Raw genomic sequence first — 23,081 nt, forward strand, 5'->3', positions numbered from 1 at the left:
CCCACCGTAGGTGCGGTTAAAGGTGAGGGAGGGTGGGAACCAGTGGTTACTGATTGCCCGCCCTCCGCACAGATAGGTTCTAGGAATTGATCTGGTTGACCAGGTCAGCTACCGCGTCGATGAAGGCGTTGCCGCGTTCAGCGTACGAGGTGAACTGGTCCATTGAGGCTGCTGCAGGGGCCATGAGCACGATATCGTTCTGTTCCGAAATCTCGTGGGCCTTGGCAACCGCCAGTTTCATGACGGCCCGTCCGTCTCTGGCATCGGCCAGTAGGGAGCTCTCGCTGATCTTGTAGACCGGCACGTCCGGGGCCTGCTCAGCCAGGGCAGATACCAGGGCTGCGGTGTCGGTGCCGATCATGACCACGGCCTTGAGGCGGTCCTTGTGTTCAGCAACCAGCTCGTCGTAGGTCACGCCCTTCGACAGGCCACCGGCTACCCAAATCACGGGGTTGAAAGAGGCCAAGGAAGCATTCGCTGCGTGGGGGTTGGTGGCCTTAGAATCGTTGACCCAGAGTACCCCGTGGGTGTTGGCCACCAGCTGGATGCGGTGGGCGCCAGGTTCGTAGTTCTGCAGGCCTGCCTTGACCTGTTCAGGTTCAATACCGGCGGCCCGGGTCAGGGCCGCTGCCACCAGGGCGTTTTCGACGGTGTGCTTGGTCGGCAGCTGGCCGGTGTCAGCCACCTCAGCCAGTTCCAGGGCCTGGTTGCGGCGGTCATCGAGGAAGGCCCTGTCAATGAGCAGGCCGTCAATCACACCCAGCATGGAAAGACCGGGAGTATCTGCCCAGAAACCGATGGCGCGAGCGCCCTCGACGACGTCCGCCTCTTCGACCATCTGCACGATCTCGGGGTAGTTAGCGTTGAAGACGCAGGCTACCTGGGTGTTCTCGTAGATACGGGCTTTATCGGCCAGGTAGTTCTCGTAGCCAGCGTGCCAGTCGACGTGGTCTTCTGCCACGTTGAGCACGACAGAGGCTAGAGGCGACATGGAGTAGGTCCAGTGCAGCTGGAAGCTGGAGAGCTCCACGGCGAAGAAGTCGTAGTCGACGGGGTCGCGCAGGGCATCCAGGATGGGGGTGCCGACGTTACCCACGGCAATGGCCTTGTAGCCTGCGGTCTGCAGGATAGATTCGGTCATGCCCACGGTGGTGGTCTTGCCGTTGGTACCGGTAATGGCCAGCCAGGGGGCGACCTTACGGCCTTCGCGCTGACGCAGACGCCAGGCTAGCTCTACATCGCCCCAGATTTGAATCTTCTGGGCTACCGCATCGGCCAGAATGCCGATGGTGGGGGCAAGCCCGGGTGAGGTGACCACCAGGTCAGCGGACTGGCCCTCGACCAGGGGAAGGGCATCCATGGCTCCGGCGCCCAGCACCGAACCGGCTGCGCCCACAATCTTGAGGGTATCTGCCTTGCCGCGGGTGGTTTCGTTATCGTTACCGTCCACCACAACTACGCGAGCACCCAGCTCAATGAGAGTGTCAGCGGCTGAGAAGCCAGAGATACCCAGGCCCGTTACAACCACGCGCAGACCGGCCCAGTCAGACTCCCAGCTGGTCAGCGCTTCCAGACGCTCATAACCGTAGACGGGGTTTGCGTTACTTGCCTTCATTAGAAGACACCTCCATTGCTCAGTAGCCAGTCACCGTAGAAGATGCCCAGGGCCACTGCTACAAATAGGCCTGCCAGGATCCAGAAGCGGATGACTACGTTGACTTCGGTCCAGCCCTTGAGCTCAAAGTGATGCTGCAGGGGGGCCATGCGGAAGATACGCTTACCACCGCTCATCTTGAAGTAGCCCACCTGCAGAATGACGGAGATGGCAATCATGACGAAGAGGCCTGCGATAATCGGCAGAAGCATCTGGGTGCGGGTGATGATAGCGAAAGCAGCTAGCGCACCGCCCAGGCCCAGGGAACCGGTATCGCCCATGAAGATAGTAGCCGGTGATGTGTTCCACCAGAGGAAGCCGATCAGGGCACCAATCAGGGAGGCTGCCAGCATAGCCATCTGGCCTGAGTCAGGAACCTCGTAGCAGACGTTATCCAGGGAGCCGGGGGCGCACAGGTGCTGCTGCTGCCACATAGAAATCAGTAGGTAGCCGCTGAAAACCATAATGGCTGCACCGGTTGCCAGACCGTCCAGCCCATCGGTCAGGTTCACGGCGTTAGTGGTGGCCGTAGCAATCAGGCTGGCCCAGATGATGAAGAGGATAATACCCACCACAGGCCCGGCAAAGGCCAAATCCAGCCAGGAGATATCGCGGGTGAAGGAGAGGTTGAAGGAGGCAGGTGACCAGCCGCGCTCGTCCTTAATCAGCAGCGCACCAACCGCAAAGAGGGTACCGATGAGCCCCTGGAGCACAATCTTGCCCTTGGGGGTCAGGCCCTCACTCTGCTTCTTCCAAATCTTCTGGAAGTCATCGATGAAGCCAACGCCCGCCATACCCAGCATGAGGAACATTGCCAGCAGTACCGATGCCGACGGGGCCAGGGTAGTGCCAGTGAGCAGGGCTGAGAGACCCAGTGCCAGGAAGAATCCGAGGACGGTTGCTGCCATCATCATGACGCCGCCCATGGTGGGGGTGCCCCGCTTGGTCTGGTGTGAGGTGGGGCCGTCTTCGCGAATGAACTGGCCGAACTGCTGCTTCACCAACCATTTGGTGTAGAGCGGGGTTCCGGCGATCGAGATGATCAGGCCGAAAGCGGCAGCCAACAGGATGGAAATCATGTGGTGTCTGTGCCTTCCCGGTTATGAGTTATCTGTGGTCTTGGCGGCAGCATCGGGCTGGGCGCCACTGTCTGAGTTTAGTGCCTGAACAAAGTCACCGGCGCTTAACCAGGGCTGTGATTGCCCACTATCACCTTCATTGTGGGTGAGGTTGCCCTCATAGTCAGCAACTTTTTGGCCGAGAAGGCCCAGGCCAGCCCCGTTTGAGGACTTGAAGAGGACGATATCGCCCGGCTCTAGGGCGCCGCGCAGGAGTTCGAAGGCTTCCTCGGTGGTGGCAACCCAGGTTGCCTCGTTACCCCAGGAGCCTTCCAGGTGGGCGGTGTTGTAGATGGGCTTAGCGATGTCGCCTACGGCGATGAGCTTAGAAATGTTGAGGCGTACTGCCAGCTGGCCGATGCGGTCGTGTTCGGTCAGGGTCTGGTCGCCCAGTTCCAGCATGGCACCGAGCACGGCCCAGGTGCGGTTGGTGGAGGGCAGACGGCCCAGCTGAGCCAGGGTTTGCAGGGCAGCGGTCATGGACTCGGGGTTGGCGTTGTAGGCGTCGTTAATGACGGTCACGCCGTCGGCCCGGTCGGTACGCTGCATACGCCATTTGGAGGCTGCCCCAGCGGTGTTGAGCTGCTGGGCAATGCGGTCGGGAGCAATTCCTACCTGGTAGGCAACGGTGGCTGCCGCCAGAAGGTTGTAGACGTGGTGTTCACCGATGAGCTGGGAGCTAATCTCATAGGCCTGCCCGTCGGGGAAGGTCAGGGTGAAGGCGGGTTTGCCTTCATCGGTGGTGGTGAGGTTGGACGCCGTCATGCGGTTTTCTGCCACGCCGGGGTTAGCGGTGTGGGTTAGTTCCGCTTCGCGTCCTTCAACGCCGAAGTAGGTGACGGGGGTGGACGCCCGGTTCAGCATGCGCCTCACCCGGTAGTCGTCGATGTTCAGGCCCAGGCCCAGACGGACACCCTCGGCCATCTCGCCCTTGGTTGCTTCGATGTTATCGACGCCGCCGAACTCACCGGCGTGGGCGGTGCCCACCTTGAGTACAACGCCGTAGTCCGGGGAAATCATATCGGTCAGGTACTTGATGTTACCTACCCGGTCAGCGCCCATCTCAATGACCAGATACTTGGTGTCTTCTTCGGCCCGGAAAACGGTCAGCGGCACGCCGACCTCACCGTTGAAAGACCCGATGGGGGCTACGGTCTTGCCCTCTGCCCCGAAGATGGCGGCCAGCAGGTCCTTGGTGGTGGTCTTACCCGCAGAGCCGGTAATACCCACGACCGTCACGTCGCCGCGCTCACGCAGGCGGGCCACGATGTAGGCGGCCAGACGCCCCATAGCCAGCACAACGTCGTCTACCAAAATTGAGGGGTAGGGCTGGCCCGCATCGTCCTGAACCTCACGTTCAACAAGAGCTAGAGAGGCCCCCTGCTCGAAGGCGGCGGGTAAGAAGTTATGGCCGTCCGTTACCTCACCAGGCTTAGCGATAAAGAGGCAACCGGGGCCGACCTCACGGGAGTCAGTGGTAGCAGAAGTGCAGGTCAGGGCAGAAGCACCGGCGGAGTCTAGGCCCAGCAGGGTACCCGCTACAGCTTCTTCAATCTCAAGCGCTGAAAGTTCAATCATAGGTTTACCTTTAGGTTACTTCTGGTGGTTCTGGTAGGCCGGGAGCACGCTGAAACCGGCAGCCTGAAGAGCGCGGGCGGTCTCTACCCGGTCGTCAAGGTCGATATCGGTACCGGCAACGTCCTGGGCTACCTCGTGGCCGCGGCCAGCGACCAGAATCGAGTCCTTGGGGCCGGCCAGGGCGATAGCTTCGTCAATGGCAGTGGCACGGGGCTCGATGATAAGCACCCGGTGGGCGCGGGCACCGGCTTCAAGAGCCGCAAGAGCACCGGCCTCAACAGCCTCGCGGATGGGGGCAGGGTCTTCGCCGTGGGGGTCGTCGTCGGTGACAACCACGATATCGGCGTAGGTGGCCGCGATTTCGCCCATGAGGGGGCGTTTGGTCTGGTCGCGTTCACCGGTTGCACCGAAAACGATAATGACCTTGCCGTCCGCATCTGCCGGCTCGATTGCTTCAAGGGCACGCTTGAGGGCATCGGGGTTGTGGGCAAAGTCCACCAGGGCGGTGGGTTCGGTGGAAATCAGCTGCATGCGGCCGGGGACAACGGGAGTCAGGGTCTCGGTACGGGCTAGCACTTCGGTAATACGGTCGCGCTCTAGCCCGTCGCGGGCGCTCTCAAAGACCATTACGGCAGCTAAGGCAGCGTTCGAGACGTTGAAATCGGCAGGGAGCAGGGTGGCGCTGGGCAGTTCAAAACCGTCGCCACGGCGCAGGGTAAAGGAGTGGCCGATGCCGGAGCGCTCTACCTGCACCAGAGCCCAGTCTTGGGCAGCAAGGGAGGTGAGAGCGTCCGCCCCCGGCTCATAGCCGGCACCGAAGTTGGTAAAGAGGCGCACCACGGCGCGGGCCCCCAGGGCCTGAACCGCACGCTCTGCCATAGCAAGGCCCCAGCGGTCGTCGGCGGTAATGACGGCGCGGCGGGTGCGGGCCGGGGTGAAGAGCTCGACCTTGGAGTCAAAATAGCTCTCCATGGTGCCGTGCAGGTCTAGGTGGTCCTGGGTGAGGTTGGTAAAGCCCGCAATGTCGTAGCGGATACCATCGACGCGGCGGTAATCCAGGGCATGGGATGACACCTCCATCGCTGCGCTGGTAATACCCTGCTCACGCATCAGAGCGATAAGGGAGTGCACGTGGGGGGACTCGGGAGTGGTGAGCTTAGAGGGAATAGCCTGGCCACCGGCAAGAATCTCGATGGTACCGATCAGGCCGGTCGTGTGGCCCAGGGCCTGCATGATCGAGTTGGTCATGTAGGTGGTGGTGGTCTTACCGTTGGTGCCGGTCACCGCAAAGAGGCGGGGCGCTCCCCCGCTACTAGGCTGAGAAGCATAGATACGGGCAGAGAGCGGGCCGACAGCAGCTCGCACCTGGTCGGTGGTGACTACGCCCAGGCCCTCAGGAAGGCCTAGCTCACGCACAATCTCAAGGCCCGCTGCGTCGGTCAGCAGGGCGGACGCCCCCAGCTCGATTGCAGCAGGAAGGAAGGAGGCACCGTGGGCCTTCGCCCCACCCAGGGCAACATAGAGGTCACCGGGCTGCACTTCGCGGGAGTCCATGGTGATACCTGTGATAGGGCGGGCGGACGCCTGCACCAGCTGGGCCGCTAGCCCCACCTCGGCCAGCCAGTCGGCAACCTCAGCGCAGGTGCGCTCGGTAACCTGACGGGGGCGCAGGGTCTGGGCGCTGCCATCAAGTGCTCGGTTTTCTGTCACGGGCTTTCCCTCCAATGGGCGGTCTATGTCAAGGTGCGCTGCGTGGCGCGAGTGCTAATAGGGTCTACTTTAGCCGTTTTCGTCGTGGCCCTCAGCGAACTTAGGGGTCTCTTGCGGCTCGGTAGTGGAGCGCGGCACATTGTAGATGTGCAGGGTTTTCTCCATAATCTCCGCGAACTGGGCCGTAGTGTTGGCCAGGCCAACAGCCGATGCCGTGGTCTGCGGACGGTGCATGGTTACCGAGACCAGGAAGCGGGGGTTCTCGGTGGGAGCGACCCCCACAAATGAGGTAGTCCAACCGTCATAGGTGCTAGAACCTTCGCCCACATTTTCTGCGGTACCGGTCTTACCGGCAACCCGGTAACCGTTAATCTGGGCCCCCTTAGCGCCACCCTGGTAGACCACAGCTTCCATCACCTGCAAAGTCTTACGGGCGGTTTCCTCACTCACCACGCGGGTACCTTCAGCGACCTCGCGGACTTCCTCGGTGCCGTCCGTATCAATCACAGCATCAATAATTCGGGGCTTGAGCATAACCCCCTTATTCGCCACAGCCTGGAAAATCATTGAGGTCTGCAGGGCCGACTGGGCAACGCCCTGGCCAAAGAGAACCGTGTACTGCTGGCGGATATCCCAGTCCCGCCAGTCACTGACCAGGCCCTGGGACTCACCGGTGAGCTCAATACCGGTGAACTCCCCCATGCCAAACTTCTTAAGCCAGTTGTATCGCTGCTCCTTGGTGAGCTTGCTACCCATCATGACGGTACCGGTGTTCATCGAGTCAGCAATAATACCGGCAACAGTGCGCTTCTGGGCGGGGTGCACGAAAGCATCAGTAATGGTCTGCTGGTCAATTTCGAGCTCAGCAGGCACATCGTAAACGGTCTCAGGTTCAGCGATACCCTCTTCAAAGACGGCAGCAGTGGTCAAAATCTTCTCGGTAGAGCCAGGCTCAAAGACCTGGGTAATAGCGCGGGGGTTCATATCGGCCAGCTCAAAACGCTCAGCACCGGGGTCCATCGTCGAAGAATCTGCCAGGGCCAGAATTGAGCCGTCACGCACGTCCATCACAATGGCCGTACCCCACTCAGCCTTCAACTCCTCAGCACGGGCCTTGACCACCTGCTGGGCAAAGTACTGTACGTCCTGATTAATGGTCAGGCGCACGCTCTTACCGTCCTGGGCAGGGGTATTCTGCTCATCCCCAATCGGGATGCGGATGCCATCGGCTGAAATTTCGTAGATACGTTCACCGTCAATACCGGCCAGGTACTCCCCCATGGTGCGTTCAATACCCACCGAGTTATTCACCTGGCGGGTCTCACCGCTGGTACCGTCCATGGCTTCTTCAATAATGCTAAAGCGGCCCACCACCGAGCCACCCACCTGGCCATTGGGGTACTTACGGTCAGACAGAATCTCACCGTAAATATAGGGAGCGCCCAGGGCATCTACCTTGTTATAGATCGCAGGAGTAACGTTCTCCTTCACAATCTTGTATTTGAGGTCGCCATCGAGCGCCGCCTTCACATCGGCGTCACTCATTTCAAGAATATCGGCCAGCTCGTACACCAGCTCGGTGGGGGTCACCTCAACCGGATCACGGCTTTCCTCGGTATAGCGTTTAAAGTTCGCCACAGCAGACTGATCAACGGTAATATTGTAACGCTGCACGCTGCGCGCCAGTACGTTGCCGTTGATATCGAGAATCTCCCCGCGCAGGGCCGGAATGGTCTGCTTACGGGTACGCTGGGCCTTAGCAGCGTCGGCCAGACCGTTCGGGTCAAGACCCTGCAACCAGGCAAGGCGCAGGCCCACGACGCCCAGGCCACCGATACCCAGGGTACCCGCGATAAAGCCACGCCGCCCAACGGTGCGTTTGATGCCCTGTACGGGTTCATTCTGCTCAGTGCCGCTCATCGTCCCCTATTTCTCTTCCGCTGTGGTTCACTCTTTACTGTGGCCCGCGCGCCGCGCGCTAGCCCCGCTACCCCATAAGGCGAACAGGTGCCCACCACCAGGGCAGGCACCGTATCACGCGCTTACTATTGACCGCCTGCGCTCGCCGCAGCGGACGGCTGGGCTGAGGTCTGGGCCGCGGGTGAGGCGCTGGCAGGAGCTGAGGCCTGGGCACTTGCTGAAGCAGCAGCGCTGGCTGATGCTTCTGCTGAGGCCTTGGCTTCGGCTTCTTCCTTCTTACGCTGCTCCTCAGCCCGGGCGCTGGCCTCTTCGTAGGCCTGGGTGTCGGCCAGGGCAGGGGGTGCAATCAGGTTCTTTGTTGCGGCTTCGCCTTCAACCGCAGCCAGGGGGGTGCCGGTAATTTCACCGGTTTGCAGGTCGAGAGTGGCCTGGCTAGAGGCAGCTACCAGCCCTAGCTGGCTTGCGCGGATAGCCAGGTCCTGGGGGGCCTGGTGGAATTCGATTTCCTGGGCCAGGGCCTCATTCTGCTGGATGAGGGCCTGCTCTTGAGCTCGTAGCTCAACCAGGTCGTACTGGCGGGAGGCCATGACGATGCTCAGCACCAGCACGGTGAGCAGGGCAACGAGCATGGCGCCCAGGGCCACGAAGACGCGCCAGCGGTTGGAGGTAGCGCGCAGGGCCCGGGAGCGTGAGAGAGGACGGCGGGCGGGGGCTGCTTCTTGGGGTTCATCGCGCACCACAGACAGGCGGGGCTTGTTCAGCTGCCCGCCCTCGTCGGTTGAGGTGGGGAAACGGGGTTCCGCGCTCATCGTGTTGCCTTTGGTGTCTTGATTTTTTCTGCTGCCCTCAGTTTTGCGGACGCCGCCCGCGAGTTCTCTTCAATTTCCTGCTCGGTGGGGGGTTCAGCACCGCGGGTGATGATTTTGAGTTCGGGTTTGTGTTCTTCGAGCTCAACGGGAAAACCCTTGGGGGCGCTGGAGGTGGCCCGGGCGGTGAAGGCTCGTTTGACGATTTTGTCTTCGAGGCTGTGATAGCTCATGGCCACGCAGCGTCCGCCCAGGTTGAGGGCGTCGATTGCTGCCGGTATGGCACGCTCTAGGGCATCGAGTTCGTGGTTGACCTCGATGCGCAGGGCCTGGAAGGTGCGCTTGGCGGGGTGCCCGCCCTTGCGCTGGGCAGCTACGGGCACGGCCTGCTGAATTACTTTGACCAGCTGACCGGTCGTCTCAAAAGGACGCTCAGCGCGGGCCGCTACGATACGAGCGGCAATGCGGGCTGCGAATTTTTCTTCACCCCACTGGCGGATGATGCGGCGAAGCTCTGCTTCTTCGTAGGTGTTGACCACGATAGCGGCGGTGAGCTCCTCGGTGTTGTCCATACGCATATCGAGCGGGGCGTCGTAGGAGTAGGCGAAACCGCGTTCACGCTCATCGAGCTGCATGGACGATACGCCCAGGTCAAAGAGCACGCCGTCGACCTGGGTGACGCCGGCTTCTGCCATAGCGCGGGGAATCTCGTCGTACACGGCGTGTACGGGGATGAAGCGGTTGCCAAAGCGGGCCAGGCGCTCACCGGCGAGCTTGTGAGCCATGAGGTCCCGGTCAATACCGATGAGGGTGAGGTCTTCGAAGCGCTCAAGCATGGCTTCAGAATGGCCGCCCATGCCCAGGGTTCCGTCGATGACGACGGCGCCGGGGCGGGAAATTGCGGGCGCGAGGAGGTCGAGGCAGCGGTCAAGCATGACCGGCACGTGCCTGTCTTTGGCGTCCTTGCCGGGTGAGAGGTTCTCTACCTGAGTCAAGGGGTGCTCCTCGCGTTGGTGGTTTTGTGGTCCGCTGTCTTTTGGGGTTAGAGCATGAGCCCTGGCAGGATCTCATCGTCGGTGCCGGAGAAGGCTTCTTCCTGTTCTTTCAGGTAGGCCTCCCAGGCTTCGGTGCTCCATATTTCTGCTCGTGAGCCTGCGCCGATGACCGTGAGGTCTTTTTCTAGCCCAGCGTAGTCTCTGAGGTTTTGAGGTATGGTGATTCGCCCCTGCTTATCGGGCACCTCGTCGGAGGCACCCGATAGAAAAACTCGGATGTAGTCTCGCGCCTGCTTTGACGACAGCGGAGCTGTGCGCAGCTGTTCGTGGATGCGCTCAAACTCGGTCATGGTAAAGACGTAGAGGCAACGCTCCTGCCCGCGGGTGAGCACTAGACCTGCTTCTAGTTGCTCGCGAAATTTCGCGGGAAGAATCAGGCGCCCCTTGGCGTCCAGACGCGGGGTGTGGGTTCCGAGGAACATGGCACCACCGCCTCTACCTGTCGTCTGTGCTTCCCCCTGCAAGAGAGAAACTACACCAGTGTTGTTCTATCTCCTCCACTTTACTCCACTACGCCCCACCGAATGTACCAAATACGGAATTTTTACCGGGTTTTTGAGTGTTTTCACACGGAATGTGACGGTTGCGACCGATTCTGCTACAGGAGGCCCATCTCGAACTCTTTCCCCGAGGTCAGCCCGCCGCTCTGTATATAACTTTGAAGGCATACAAAAAACCGCCCGGCACAAACCGGGCGGTTGATTTATAGGGGTGGGAAGGAGACTAGAAACGGGAGCCGCCTTGGCGTTCGTCCCACTTATTTTCGAGGTTCTGCATGAAGCGAGAATTGCCCTTAGCTTTTGAGGGGGCTGGGCGGGCGGACGCTCCACCACCGGTAGCTTTCGCGCCCTTGGGGGCGGTGGTGGCAAAGTAGACTCCGGCGGCGGCTAGCACGAAGCCAAGAACGCCGAGAAGAATGATCTTGGTGGATACCCCGGCAATAATAACGCCCAGGCCAACAACGGCAACGAGGGCACCAATGACCAGGTTGCGGGGAGAAGAGGTAACAGCGGGAGCCACCAGGGGCTGGGGGCCGGTCATGGTTGACGCGAAGGCGGGGTCTTCGTTGAGCTGCTTTTCGAGCTGGGCAAGAAGTTCCTGTTCCCGTTCTGAAAGCGCCATGGTGTCTCCTTAGCTTGTGCGGTGAGCCTGAACGCGCAGGTGGGGCGAGCAGCCCGTACGCGAGCGCGCGTTAGGTTGTCTACTCATCTTACCGGTAGCTCTTGGGTGCAGCCTAGACGCTCCCTGAAAATGACCTCTCATTTCATCGCTCTTTTCGACTGCCAGGAGTGAGCAGGCTAGCGGGCAGGAGACCCTTGGCACCGAAGCGGGCGTTGATGGTGTCCATGGCGTTTTCCGCTTCTTCCCATTCTTCGGCAAGGGAATCCTGGGTCGGCAGGGCAGCCTGGTGAGCCGCTCCGGGTGAGCCTGGGGTGAAGAGTTGCATCTGCACACCGGCGTCCCGTCCTTCAAGTTTTTCTGCGCGCACGCCGAGCAGGCGTATTGGCCGATGGGAGGAGCCGTCCGCCTGTAAAACTTCGAGCTGCTTGAGGTGGGCAATGACGGCGTCGAACATGACGCGGCCAGATACGGTTGCAAGGGGTAGGGGGCAGGAGCGGGTGAGGGTTTCGAAGTCCGAGTAGCGGATTTTGAGGCTGAGGGTTCTGGTTTGCCGCCCGGCGGCCCGCAGCCTGCGGGCTACGGTCAGGCAGAGGGTGTAGAGCTCGGCAGCGATCGCTTCGGCATCGGTCTGGTCAGTGGTAAAGGTATGTTCGGCTCCGATTGATTTTTCGATGCGCTCGGGGGTGACCTCGCGGCGGTCTATGCCGCGGGCAAGTTCATAGAGGTGCAGGCCTGCCGCTTGCCCGCAGCGGCCCTGGAGCCAGGGCAGGTCGTATTCCCGCAGCTGGGCAACGGTATGAATGCCCAGCCCCTCAAGGTAGGCGGCGCTTTTAGCTCCGACGCCCCAGAGCTTGCCCACCGGCAGGGGGTCCAGGAATTCTTGCACCCGCTGGGGTGGGACCACCCAGAGACCGTTGGGTTTGGAACCGGCTGAGGCCATCTTGGCAACGAATTTACTCGATGAAATCCCTACGGAGCTCGGTAGGCCCAACTCGGTTTTGATGCGGTAGCGGGCTTGCTGTGCGATATCGACGGGGCTCCCCTGGGCGCGGACGGCCCCTGTGAGGTCGAGGAAGGCCTCGTCAACGCTGACCTGTTCTAGGCGGTCGGTGATGGCGCCCAAGATAGTCATGACCTGAGCCGAGTAGCTGCGGTAGTGGGCGGACGGCTCCAGTAGCAGGGCAGCGGGGCAGAGCTGGCGAGCACGGGCCAGGGGCATGGCTGAGCGAACCCCGTAACGACGGGCTTCATAGGAGGCAGAGAGGACGACCGAGCGCGGCGAATTGCGAGCCACGATGAGCGGACGCCCGCGCAGGGCCGGCTGGGATAAGAGTTCTACGTTGACAAAGAAGGCGTCCATGTCGAGGTGCATGATGATGCGGGCAGGTGCGTCCGTCCGTCCGCTCCGCGTAGATAGCTGTCCCATGCACCCCGCCTTCAAATATCGAAACTATGTTCTAATCTATCCTAGGCCAGCGGGGCAGGTTTTGACCAGGGGCAGGCCCCTATCAACTAGACTGGTGTGCAGAGCTATCCCCAGACCCAAGGACGTCATGACCACCCAGCCAGCACCCGCTACCGGCCCCGACGAGTCCGCAGCCTACCTTGAGGCCCTTGAAGCCGAAATGGGCCGCTTTTTTGATACCCAGCAGGAGCTAATGGCCGCTGTCTCGGTTGAAACCCTGCCCCTGCTGGAGTCCGTACGCGCCCTATCTACCGGCGGCAAACGCCTTCGAGCGTTACTGGCTTACTGGGGTTACCGTGGAGCTGGTGGAGCGGGAGTGACCGAGTCCATCGTGCGGGCTGGTCTGGCTATTGAGCTCTTCCAAACTGCGGCACTGATTCACGATGACATTATCGACGCCTCCGATACCCGCCGGGGAGCGCCCAGCGTGCACCGCCGGTTCGAGGCCATGCACCGGGAGCTGGGCTATAAGACCAGCGCTGAGTCCTTTGGTGTCTCAAGCGCAATCTTGGCCGGGGACCTGTGCCTGTCGTGGTCAGAAATGGTGTTCTCCTCTATTCCCGAGCTCACCGCCGCCAGCGAGGCCCGCTTTATCTTTGACCTGATGCGCACTGAGGTCATGGCTGGCCAGTACCTCGATATTGTGGGCGAAGTCGTACCCGAAGAAGAGCCAGAAGTTGCCCTTGAGCGGGCCAAGAACGTAATCCGTTACAAGGCTGCCAAGTATTCCTGCGAGCACCCCATCGCCCTGGGCGGAGCCCTGGGACTTGGCCTGGCACACGGTCAGGCCTCCGAGCTAGTTGAGGGCTACCGGGCCTTTGCTCTGCCCCTGGGCGAGGGTTTCCAGCTGCGCGATGACGTGCTGGGGGTCTTCGGCGAGCCCGAAACCACCGGCAAGCCTGCCGGCGATGACCTGCGCGAGGGCAAGCGCACCGTCCTCACGGCCTTTACCGCTATGAAGGTTTCTGCCGACCAGCGGGCCTTCCTCGAAGAATCCCTGGGCTCCCCCACCCTGAGCGCAGAAACTATCGTGCGCTTGCAGGAACTCATGCGAGATTCCGGGGCCCTCCAGGCGGTTGAAGAGATGATTCAGGCCAAGGGCGATCAGGCTCTAACAGCCCTCGACTCTCTTGATCTTGAGACCTCAGTGCAGCAGGCCCTGCGTTCTATTGCGTCCAAGGCCCTACACCGCTCCTTCTAGAGCAGCGCTAGCAGCTATCAGGTAATAGAACAGCAGGCTCACACCGGAGTGTGAGCCTGCTGTTCTTTATCTAAACCTTTGAAGGCTTTACCAGGCCAAGGCCGAGGCGCGGCGGCGGATTTCGGTCTTGCGGCCGTCAATCAGGGCGTCGATAGGACGGCCGGGAAGGGTGTCGTCAGCGGTGTAGAGCCAGACAATGGCTTCTTCTGCGGTGAAGCCAGCATCGGTCAAAACGCTCAGGGTACCCTTGAGGGATTCAAGGACGCGGTCTTCGCGCATAAACAGGGCGGGAACCTTGCGGACGCCGGTTTCAGGGTCGCGCACGGCCAGCAGGGTTCCGTCGGCCAGCAGGTTGTGCACGCGGGTGACCTTGAGGTCAAGGGCTTCTGCGATATCGGGAATGGTCAGCCAGTCGCCAACCAGAGCAATTACTTCGGGTGTAGTTTTTTCATCAGTCACCTATCCATTGTGCCCCAGAAACCGGGGAAGCGGTAGGTAGCTCGCCCGGTAGCGCCCAAGGAGGGTTTTCGGCCTCTTCCCAGGGGCCGCCCGTACAATGGTGAGGATGACTGATGACTTCTCTGCTGCCCCCTGGCTGACCGGGGTGATTTTCAAGGGCCACTTTGAGGTGGGCCACCTGATTGCGCGCGGTGGCATGTCCGAGGTGTACCATGCGGTTGACCTGTGGTCAGATAACCCGGTGGCTCTCAAGGTCCTACTCCCCCATCTCTCTACCGACCCTGCCCAGCAACAGAAGTTTTTTAGGGAGGGTTCGGCGCTCAAGAAGATTCAGCACGAGAACGTGGTGGGCGTCATCGACGAGGGCACCGAGCTGGTGCACGGCCAGCAGGTCATGTTCCTGGTGTTGGAATACGTGCACGGCTGTACCCTGGCCCAGCTCATGCAGCTGCGCCCGGTGCTGTCGGTGGGCGAGATGCTCGATGTCATGATTCCTGCGGTTGAGGGCCTGTCTGAGGTGCACGCCCACCACCTGATCCACCGCGATATCAAGCCCGCAAACATTCTCTTAGAGGCCGATACAGAGGGCGTTAAGCTCTCCGACTTTGGTCTGACGCGCAGGGCCGATCAGAGCGCAACCGGCCAGCTCATGGGCACCCCTTCCTTTGTGGCTCCCGAGATTCTCGACGTTGCCTCACCCGTCGGGCCTCCTGCAGATATTTTTGCCCTGGGCGTGATGATGTACCGCATGCTCACCGGCCGTATGCCTTTCGCCGGGGCCGATAACGACCAGCAGGTGCTCTACCACAACATGAACACCGACATTCCCTCGCTCACCCACCTGGCTGAGGGCATCTCGTCCGATATCGCGGGTGTGGTGAGCTGGTGCACCCGCCGCAACCCCCGCGACCGCCCCCAGGACGCCACCGAACTCTACCGGGCCCTGCGCGATATTGAGGCCCGCGCCAGCGAGCAGGAAAAGGGCTACCGCCTAGATCAGGTAGACCAGCCCACTACCGCCCTCTGGGAGGACGTCGCCGACATCGCCGAACAGTCGGGGCGGGTACGCCACGGGCAGACCGCTATCACCGGCTTCGGCGCCGCCGAGGACCTCCTCGATGCGGGCACTTCAGGCCCCCTCAGTGCGCACGAGCAAGCCGTGCGCTCAGCAGCGGACGCCCCCGTAGAGGTCTACTCCCCCACTGACTTTGCCGGGGTTGGGCCCAAGACCGAAACCCAGGCCGTCCTCGATGCCCAGCTCTCTGAGCATGAAGCTGACCAGGACCCAGCGGTGGTCGAGCACCCCCCTATCTCGGCCGGCTATAACCGGCAGCGGGCTGCCGCCTACCGTAGCGAGCGCGCGGACGCCACACCCGCGTCCGCCCCGCACGCGGCCTCGGCGCGCCCCACCGACCCCGCCCAGTGGACTGACGCGCAGCGGCGTACCCCGGCTGAGAGGTGGCGCCCACCCCTCTCCCCAGCGGCCCTGGCCCTGATCCTAACCCTGATACTGCTGGGCTTTGTGACCGCAGGTTTTGTGGGCTGGTGGCTGGCCAGCCTGATCCTCTAGCACCCGCCCGCTCCTGCCCGGCTCTAGAGCCCGTCTAGAAGCCACACAAAGAAAAAGCCGCCGTGGCCCTGCTCTTAAAACCTGTGTTCAAGAGGCAGGCAACGGCGGCTTGCTCTGTGCCCTAGAGGCCTTAGCCTTAGCGGCGGGCCAGGTACTCAGCAACCTGGAAAGCGATTTCCAGGGACTGCTGGTGGTTCAGACGCGGGTCACAGAGGGTCTCGTATCGGTCTGCGAAAGCTGCTTCTTCGATGGGGTCAGAACCGCCCAGGCATTCAGCAACGTCGTCGCCGGTCATCTCTACGTGGATGCCGCCGGGGAAGGTGCCCAGGGCCTCGTGCACCTCGAAGAAGCCCTGAACCTCGTTCATGACGTCATCGAAGCGGCGGGTCTTGTAACCGGACGGTACGGAGATGGTGTTACCGTGCATGGGGTCGGTGACCCATACGACCTTGGCGCCTTCCTTCTGCACGCCCTCAACGATGGCGGGCAGGTTTTCGCGGATCTTGCCGGCGCCCATGCGGGTGATGAAGGTCAGGCGGCCGGGCTCGCGGTTGGGGTCCAGCTTGTCGATCAGGGCCATGGCGTCGTCGGCAGTGGTAGTGGGGCCGAGCTTGACGCCGATGGGGTTGCGAACCTTGGAGAGGAAGTTGACGTGGGCATCGTCCAGGCCGCGGGTACGCTCACCGATCCAAAGGAAGTGGGCGGAGGTGTCGTAGGGCAGGTGGGTGCGGGAGTCAACGCGGGTCATGGCACGCTCGAAGTCCAGCAGCAGGGCCTCGTGGCCGGTGTAGACGTCGGTGGTCTTCAGGGGGCCGAAGTCGGTGCCGCAGGCTTCCATGAACTTAATAGCGCGGTCGATTTCACCGGCGATGGACTCGTAGCGGGCGTGGGCAGGGTTGGAGGTGAAGCCCTTGTTCCAGGAGTGCACCGAGCGCAGGTCAGCGAAGCCGCCCTTAGTGAAGGCCCGAATCAGGTTAAGGGTGCTGGCGCTGGTGTGGTAGCCGCGCAGCATACGGTTGGGGTCGTGCACACGGGATTCTTCGGTGAAGTCAAAGCCGTTGACCATTTCACCGCGGAAGGAGGGCAGGGTGACGCCGTCACGGGTTTCGTCGTTCGATGAGCGGGGCTTAGAGAACTGCCCTGCCATACGGCCCATCTTAACCACGGGCATAGAGGCACCGTAGGTCAGCACAACGGCCATCTGCAGCAGGGTGCGCACACGGCCTGAAATCTTATCGGCGGTAGCACCAGCAAAAGTTTCGGCACAGTCGCCGCCCTGCAGCAAGAAGGCTTCACCTTCAGCAACGCGAGCCAGGTCGGCGCGCATCTGGTCAACCTCACCGGCAAAAACCAGCGGAGGAACGCTGTTCAGTTCATTGATGACGGCAGTAAAGTCGGGGTGCTCAGCCCACTGGGGGTGCTGGTCGATGTGCAGGGAGCGCCACTCTTCGAGTTCGGGGAAGTCGTTCGGGGTGGGTACGGCGCCGGGGTTGGTCACGGGGTGACTCCTTTGTATATGGTCGCTAGAGCCTAGCTGAGGGTTAGGCTCTTGTCTCTTATTCAAAAGTATTGGGGCTTAGGTGTAGGGTTCAAAGCTGTGTCCACCATGTGACATACAGCTCTTAGAACGGGAGCGGACGAGCTAGGAGCGGGTTTCAAGCAGACGACTGGTGGCCTCGTCCGCACTGATTCCTTCAGCCGTCATAAGCTTCTTAACGTCGGCCGCATAGACCGGGGTGATGGGGCGGCCGGTCATCTGGCTAATCCGCTCAATAACCAGGTCTGCCAGTTCCCGCTGGGCGGCCCATTCGTCGTCCCGCCCCATATAGGGGGTCACATCGATGGGTTCACCGATGACGGTCTTCACCCGGATCGGTTTGCCGTCCTTCCGCAGGCGCAAGCGGTTGGAGCCAGGCACCTGCACATCCTCGTTACCGAACTGGGCAACGGGGATAATGGGGACGCCGGCCTCCAGAGCCAGGCGGGCCACACCAATTTTGGCCCGGTAGAGGCGAGCATCGGGGCTACGGGTCCCCTCGGGGTAGATACCCACGAGCTTGCCCTCGCGCAGGGCGGCAACAGCAGCAGCCAGAGATTCAGCCGACTTAGCACCACCGGAGCGGTCAATAGGTAGCTGGCCCACAGAAGTGAAGAACCACTTCATCAGGCGCCCCTTAAGACCGGGAGTAGTGAAGTAGTCTGACTTGGCCAAGAAAAATACCTGACGCGGAGCCGCAAGAGGCAAGAAAATAGAGTCAATAAAAGACACGTGGTTACTTGCCAGAATAGCGCCGCTTGCTGCCGGGATATTTTCAGCCCCCACGACCTCGTGGTGATAGGCCCGCTGCAAGAAGGGCTTGAGCACGGTGCGTAGCTGCATATACATGGTGTCTCTCCTTGCGATAGAGCAATGTCAGGGGTCTCGTGGCTAAAGCAGTCAGCGAGCGGCTTTCCACTACATATTGTATGCCCGAGTGGGACGAGTTATCTAAACCAGTCAGTATGAGTAAACCCCGCTGGCGGCGAAGCTATTCCCCTCAGAGCGTCACACCCCGCGAAAGTAGGGTTATCGCCAGGGGCGGGCTGTAAAATGGCCAGGAAGAACCGCGTGCACAGGCTTCGTTGCCGAGGCACTTTACCCCTCCCCCGTCCCAGGGCCCGTTAGAGACAAGGTAACGCCGTGAAAGAAATTCACTCCCCCCAGATTGTTACTGTTGATCCGGCAGTCAATATCACCGATATGGTAGAGCGCCGTGCGCAGGACAGTCGCAACCCCCTGGTCTACCGGGTCCAGAAATCTACCGGTAACTGGGTGCCCGTTACTGCCAAGGACTTCCGCCGTCAGGTCATTGACCTGGCCAAGGGCCTGATGGCCGCTGGCATTGGGGCAGGCGATGTCGTTGGCATCATGAGCCGCACCCGCTACGAGTGGACCCTCATTGACTTTGCTATCTGGTACGCAGGGGCCGTAACCGTGCCCGTCTATGAGACTTCCTCCCCCGCGCAGGCTGCCTGGGCCCTGTCCCACTCTGGCGCTAAAGCTGTCTTTGTGGAGAACAGCAAGCTGGCCGACGTCATCGAGCAAGCTCGGGCGCTCAGCGATGAAGAACTCTCCCTGGACGCCCTGAAGGACGTCTGGGTACTAGAGGAGGCTGTACTTCCCTCCCTGATCGCCGGCGGGTCAGCTATTACAGATGAAGAAGTAGAGGAACGCCGCGCCACAGCCAACCTGGATACCGTGGCCACAATCGTCTATACCTCCGGTACCACCGGCCGCCCCAAGGCCTGCCCCATCACCCACGGCAACTTCGTCCGCCTCTCTGCTAATGCCAAGCTCACCATCCCCGAAATTGCCAACGAAACCAACTCAACCCTGCTCTTCCTCCCCTTGGCCCATGTGTTGGGGCGCCTGATTCAGGTGCTGGCTTTTGACGCGGGTCTGACGGTAGGGCACGCCCCGGATATCAAGAACCTTTCCACCGATTTAGCTTCTTTCCAGCCCACTATGCTGCTGGTGGTGCCCCGTGTCTTTGAGAAGGTCTATGAGGGGGCTATCAAGAAGGCTGAGAAGGGCGGTAAGGTCAATGCCAAGCTCTTCCAGCGCTCGGTTGACGTTGCTATCAAGTGGTCCCAGGCCAAGATTGCGGGCAAGATGACCCGTACTCTCACCCTGCAGCATAAGTTCTACGACAAGCTGGTCTACTCCAAGCTGCGCGACGCCATGGGCGGCAAGGTGCGCTTCGCGGTCTCCGGTGGCGGACGCCTCGCCCCCCACTACGGTCACTTCTACCACGCTGTGGGCATCGAGGTCGTTGAGGGCTACGGCCTGACCGAGACCACCGCCCCCCTGGCTGTGGGACGTATCCGCCAGTTCGATATCGGCAATGTGGGCACCCTGATTCCCGGCGGTTCTGCCCGTATCGCTGAGGACGGCGAGCTGGAGTTCAAGGGCGTTGGCTTGATTTCTGGCTACCTGGATAACCCCGAAGAGAACGCGGCTGCGTTCACCGAGGACGGTTGGTTCCGCACCGGCGACCTGGCCCGTATTGACGATGACGGCAAGATCTACATCACCGGCCGTAAGAAGGAAATCATCGTGACCGCTGGCGGCAAGAACGTCATGCCGGTTCCCGCCGAGGATCGCCTGCGGCAGTCCCCCTTCGTGTCTCAGGCTATGCTGGTGGGCGATGAGAAGCCCTTCATTTCGGCTCTCATCACCCTGGACCCCGACGTCCTGCCCGATGAGCTCGAGCGCATCGGACTGCCCCGCACCCTCTCCCTCAAGGAAGCCTCCACCAATCCCCGCGTCCGTGAGGCTATCCAGAAGTTCATCGATGACGCCAACGCCTTTGTGTCGAAGGCCGAGTCTATCCGCGAGTTCCGTATTCTTGATAAGGACTTCACCGAGGCCGAGGGGCACCTGACCCCCTCTATGAAGGTTCGCCGCAAGCAGGTTCTGGCTGACTTCAACTCCTATGTTGAAGATATGTACAACCGCACCAAGTCCACCGTGACCGAGACCGCCGCGCATACCGCTGAGCGTGTTCAGGAGCTGCGTGCCGAGCAGACCGAGAAATGGGACCAGTTCAAGGCTGTGCAGGCTGAGAAGATTCAGGAGTTCACCGAGACCCAGGGGCAGAAGCTGCACGAGCTGGCAGATAAGATCCAGCAGGTCGCTCCCCTACCCGGAGCTAAGGATAAGGACGCCGCCAGCAGCTCGGATGCCGACGAGCAGGTTGAGAAGGCCGCTAGTGACTGGGTAGAGGTCACCGAGGCAGAAAAGGACTCTCAGTAAAGTACACGACCCCCGTTCCTGTTATCAGGAGCGGGGGTCGTGCGTTAGGCGGGTTACAGGCTAGTCGAGCTCAAGCCCCAGCAGGGCGTTCTCCACAACCTCGGTCAGGGCCGGGTGGATCCAGTACTGGCCGCGGGCCATATCGCGGGCACTCAGGCCAAAGCTCATGGCCTGGATCAGGGGCTGAATCAGGTTGGGTGACTCCTCACCGATAAGGTGGGCACCCAGTAGCTCCCCGGTATCCTTGCGGGCAATCAGCTTGCAGACACCTTCGCTATCGTCCATAGCCCAGCCGTAGGCTACGTCGCCGAACTTCTGTTCCTTGACGGTAATCTCAAACCCTTCAGCAGCAGCCTGCTCCCGTGCCTGGCTTTCGGTCAGGCCCACAGCGGCAATGGGCGGGTGCGTGAACACAGCAGCGGGCACGTAGCGGTGGTCGGTGGCCCGTAGCTGGTCGGGGTGCACGATATTCCACTGCACGGTACGCATCTCAGCGTTTGCCACGTGCTTGAGCTGGTAAGGGGAGCTCACATCGCCCAGGGCCCAGACGCCCTTGACCGGCTGGCCGCCGGAGAGCACCCGCTGGTACTCATCCACCTGTACCAGGCCCCGCTCATCCACATCAAAGTAGGTGGCAGCATCGAGGGTATCGGAGTTGGGGGTGCGGCCCGTTGCCACCAGCACCAGGTCAGCGGGCACGGTAACCCGCTCACCGGCGTCCTCAAATACCACCGTCACAGACCCGTCGTCGGCAGCCTCGATAGCCTTCAGGGCGTGGTTGGTGCGCAGGTCCCACTGGCGGGCAGCCTCACGGGTAAAGATCTCGGCAATGGTGTCGTCGTGGCTGCGGAGCAGGCGGTCTGAGCGCACAGCCTGGGTCACCTGAGCGCCCAGACCCGAGAAGACGTGAGCAAACTCGGCTGCGATGAAGCCGCCGCCGATGACCACCACGCGCTCGGGTAGCTCATCAATACGCATGACGGTATCTGAGGTGTGCACCTGGGGCAGGTCGATACCGGGGACCTGGGGCAGGGTAACACGGGATCCGGTAGCCAGCACCAGCTGGTCAGCGGTCAGCTCAAGGCCGGACGCCGTAACCACGCTCCGGGGGCCGGTCAGCTTAGCGTATTCCTCGTAGACGTCCACGTTCTCAAGGGACTTCCGCCAGGCCAGCCCGCCCTCACTAATAGCGTCGATACGGCCGAAGATTCGGTCACGAATCTGCCGCCAGGCAGTGTGCTTGTGCTCTAGCTCTACACCCAGACGGGCAGCGTCCTTAGCGCGGGCAACGGTAGAGGCCGGGTAGACATACATCTTGGTGGGAATACAGCCCACGTTGAGGCAGGTACCGCCGAAGCGGCCGCCGTCGATGATGGCAATCTTCTTGCCCTCGTAGTCCTCGTTGGGCAGGGAGTTACCGGAACCGGAGCCGATGATGATGAGGTCGTAGTGGCGCGATGTTGTCATGGTTGCCTTTCGTCAGGTGCATACATTCAGAAGAAGTGAGGCACATTATCGACTATAACCGGTGACAGCAGCTCATTATTCCTCTTTATGAAGATAGGAGTCTCCCCAACCTTTTGCAGAAGTTACAGGCAACACTTATCTTTAAATAAGATTAGTCTTACCTAATTAATACCTATGCTATACCTGACTAGGAGAATGCCTGATGTTTCTGGCTACCTTTCTCATCGGCTTACGAGAAGGCCTCGAGGCCGCGCTGGTCATCGGCATACTTTTAGCCTGCGTGACCAAAGTGGGTCGCAGCGACACCCGCCCTAAAATCTGGTGGGGCGTTGGCATCGCGACAACGGTATCCCTCATCGCCGGAGCCATACTAACCTACGGTCGTTATGGTCTCAGTTTTGAGGGCCAAGAGCTCTTGGGCGGCGGCCTCTCCCTTCTTGCCGTCCTTATGGTAACCACGATGGTGTTCTGGATGGCTAAAATAGGGCCTTCCCTCAAACAAGAACTTGAAACATCCGCCAGAGCTGCGCTAGCAACCGGTAGTGGCTGGGCTATGTTCTGGCTGGCAGCTGTCACTGTCGGCAGAGAAGGTCTCGAAACTACTCTCATGCTATGGGCCTGGTCGACGGCTCCCCAAGCACTAGCAGGCGCAATTGTTGGCATACTTCTGGCTGTTGCCCTCGGCGTTGCCATCAACAGGGGCATGATGAAATTCAACCTCAGCCGTTTTTTCGCAGTTACAGGTGCTCTGCTCATCGTGATGAGTGCCGGAATTCTCGCCTACGGAATCCATGATCTACAGGAAGCAAGATTCCTACCGGGCCCGTTCTCAGGTGCCCCCATCACCCCAACAAATTTCAGGACGGGTGAAGTACTCGTTGGATTCACCACCACCCCATTTTGGGGAGCGTCTTTTCCTTTCGGCTGGGCTTTCGACCTCCAAAACTATATAGACCCCTCAGGTGCCGTGGCATCCATCCTCAAAGGAACGGTAGGGTTCACACCCCTCATGTCCTGGCTTGAGGTCATAGCCTGGGCCCTCTATCTCACCATAGTTTTCCCCCTCTGGATCAGGCGCCAGCGTCGGACTACCCACGCGCCCTCCCGGAACTAACCACCCCAGCTGCCGGTCTGCGTCCGGCTCCCCTTACCTACAGTCTC

At 60.9% G+C, this 23,081-nt stretch carries 18 protein-coding genes; 4 read left to right on the top strand and 14 right to left on the bottom strand.

Annotated features, from left to right (window positions below):
• Window positions 1-79: 79 nt before the first annotated feature.
• The 10 genes from murD to dinB all read right to left on the bottom strand — a co-directional run bounded on the left by murD (window position 80) and on the right by dinB (window position 12,389).
• Window positions 80-1,615, bottom strand: a complete 1,536-nt coding sequence (murD, locus tag ACFP6B_RS02420; RefSeq protein ID WP_377126348.1) for a UDP-N-acetylmuramoyl-L-alanine--D-glutamate ligase — start codon at window positions 1,613-1,615, stop codon at window positions 80-82.
• Window positions 1,615-2,733 carry a phospho-N-acetylmuramoyl-pentapeptide-transferase gene (mraY, locus tag ACFP6B_RS02425; protein WP_377126351.1) on the bottom strand — a complete coding sequence of 373 codons (1,119 nt, stop codon included), beginning with the start codon at window positions 2,731-2,733 and terminating at the stop codon, window positions 1,615-1,617. Before mraY ends, murD begins: the two co-directional genes overlap by 1 nt.
• A gap of 21 nt (window positions 2,734-2,754) precedes the next feature.
• Window positions 2,755-4,350, bottom strand: a complete 1,596-nt coding sequence (locus ACFP6B_RS02430) for a UDP-N-acetylmuramoyl-tripeptide--D-alanyl-D-alanine ligase (RefSeq protein ID WP_377126354.1) — start codon at window positions 4,348-4,350, stop codon at window positions 2,755-2,757.
• A gap of 15 nt (window positions 4,351-4,365) precedes the next feature.
• A complete protein-coding gene (locus ACFP6B_RS02435) occupies window positions 4,366-6,060 on the bottom strand; it encodes a Mur ligase family protein (protein WP_377126357.1) in 1,695 nt (564 codons plus the stop codon).
• A gap of 69 nt (window positions 6,061-6,129) precedes the next feature.
• Complete coding sequence (locus tag ACFP6B_RS02440) at window positions 6,130-7,980, bottom strand: peptidoglycan D,D-transpeptidase FtsI family protein (RefSeq protein ID WP_377126360.1); 1,851 nt, start codon at window positions 7,978-7,980, stop codon at window positions 6,130-6,132.
• A gap of 125 nt (window positions 7,981-8,105) precedes the next feature.
• On the bottom strand, window positions 8,106-8,789 hold the full coding sequence (locus ACFP6B_RS02445) for a hypothetical protein (protein ID WP_237207197.1): 684 nt from the start codon (window positions 8,787-8,789) through the stop codon (window positions 8,106-8,108).
• Complete coding sequence (rsmH, locus tag ACFP6B_RS02450) at window positions 8,786-9,781, bottom strand: 16S rRNA (cytosine(1402)-N(4))-methyltransferase RsmH (RefSeq protein WP_377126364.1); 996 nt, start codon at window positions 9,779-9,781, stop codon at window positions 8,786-8,788. Before rsmH ends, ACFP6B_RS02445 begins: the two co-directional genes overlap by 4 nt.
• 47 nt (window positions 9,782-9,828) lie before the next feature.
• Window positions 9,829-10,263, bottom strand: coding sequence for a division/cell wall cluster transcriptional repressor MraZ (gene mraZ, locus ACFP6B_RS02455; protein WP_135011380.1), 435 nt, complete (start codon window positions 10,261-10,263; stop codon window positions 9,829-9,831).
• 301 nt (window positions 10,264-10,564) lie between these two features.
• A complete protein-coding gene (locus ACFP6B_RS02460) occupies window positions 10,565-10,963 on the bottom strand; it encodes a DUF3040 domain-containing protein (protein ID WP_237236676.1) in 399 nt (132 codons plus the stop codon).
• 142 nt (window positions 10,964-11,105) lie between these two features.
• Window positions 11,106-12,389, bottom strand: a complete 1,284-nt coding sequence (gene dinB, locus ACFP6B_RS02465; protein ID WP_377126369.1) for a DNA polymerase IV — start codon at window positions 12,387-12,389, stop codon at window positions 11,106-11,108.
• 127 nt (window positions 12,390-12,516) lie between these two features.
• On the opposite strand from dinB, the gene ACFP6B_RS02470 reads away from it, so the two are divergent.
• The gene (locus ACFP6B_RS02470; RefSeq protein ID WP_377126372.1) at window positions 12,517-13,629 is read left to right on the top strand and encodes a polyprenyl synthetase family protein; all 1,113 of its coding nucleotides are present in this window, start codon (window positions 12,517-12,519) and stop codon (window positions 13,627-13,629) included.
• 87 nt (window positions 13,630-13,716) lie between these two features.
• Here ACFP6B_RS02470 and ACFP6B_RS02475 read toward each other — a convergent pair whose 3' ends face one another.
• A complete protein-coding gene (locus ACFP6B_RS02475; protein WP_377126375.1) occupies window positions 13,717-14,088 on the bottom strand; it encodes an Rv2175c family DNA-binding protein in 372 nt (123 codons plus the stop codon).
• 106 nt (window positions 14,089-14,194) lie between these two features.
• Between ACFP6B_RS02475 and ACFP6B_RS02480 the strand changes: the two genes are divergently transcribed.
• Complete coding sequence (locus tag ACFP6B_RS02480; RefSeq protein ID WP_377126378.1) at window positions 14,195-15,658, top strand: serine/threonine protein kinase; 1,464 nt, start codon at window positions 14,195-14,197, stop codon at window positions 15,656-15,658.
• 136 nt (window positions 15,659-15,794) lie between these two features.
• Here ACFP6B_RS02480 and ACFP6B_RS02485 read toward each other — a convergent pair whose 3' ends face one another.
• Together ACFP6B_RS02485 and ACFP6B_RS02490 are read right to left on the bottom strand one after the other, a co-directional pair.
• The gene (locus ACFP6B_RS02485) at window positions 15,795-17,156 is read right to left on the bottom strand and encodes a class II 3-deoxy-7-phosphoheptulonate synthase (RefSeq protein ID WP_237223023.1); all 1,362 of its coding nucleotides are present in this window, start codon (window positions 17,154-17,156) and stop codon (window positions 15,795-15,797) included.
• Window positions 17,157-17,300: 144 nt separating this feature from the next.
• A complete protein-coding gene (locus ACFP6B_RS02490) occupies window positions 17,301-18,044 on the bottom strand; it encodes a lysophospholipid acyltransferase family protein (RefSeq protein WP_377126381.1) in 744 nt (247 codons plus the stop codon).
• Window positions 18,045-18,338: 294 nt separating this feature from the next.
• Here ACFP6B_RS02490 and ACFP6B_RS02495 point away from each other — a divergent pair, with 294 nt between their 5' ends.
• On the top strand, window positions 18,339-20,453 hold the full coding sequence (locus ACFP6B_RS02495) for an AMP-dependent synthetase/ligase (protein ID WP_377126384.1): 2,115 nt from the start codon (window positions 18,339-18,341) through the stop codon (window positions 20,451-20,453).
• 60 nt (window positions 20,454-20,513) lie between these two features.
• Here ACFP6B_RS02495 and ACFP6B_RS02500 read toward each other — a convergent pair whose 3' ends face one another.
• Entirely contained in the window at window positions 20,514-21,920 is a 1,407-nt protein-coding gene (locus ACFP6B_RS02500) for a mycothione reductase (RefSeq protein WP_377126387.1), read from the bottom strand.
• 202 nt (window positions 21,921-22,122) lie between these two features.
• Here ACFP6B_RS02500 and efeU point away from each other — a divergent pair, with 202 nt between their 5' ends.
• Window positions 22,123-23,034 carry an iron uptake transporter permease EfeU gene (gene efeU, locus ACFP6B_RS02505; RefSeq protein ID WP_377126390.1) on the top strand — a complete coding sequence of 304 codons (912 nt, stop codon included), beginning with the start codon at window positions 22,123-22,125 and terminating at the stop codon, window positions 23,032-23,034.
• The last annotated feature ends 47 nt before the right edge of the window (window positions 23,035-23,081 follow it).

Origin of the sequence: Rothia nasimurium, from assembly GCF_042660305.1 — a bacterium.
GTDB lineage: Bacteria > Actinomycetota > Actinomycetes > Actinomycetales > Micrococcaceae > Rothia > Rothia nasimurium.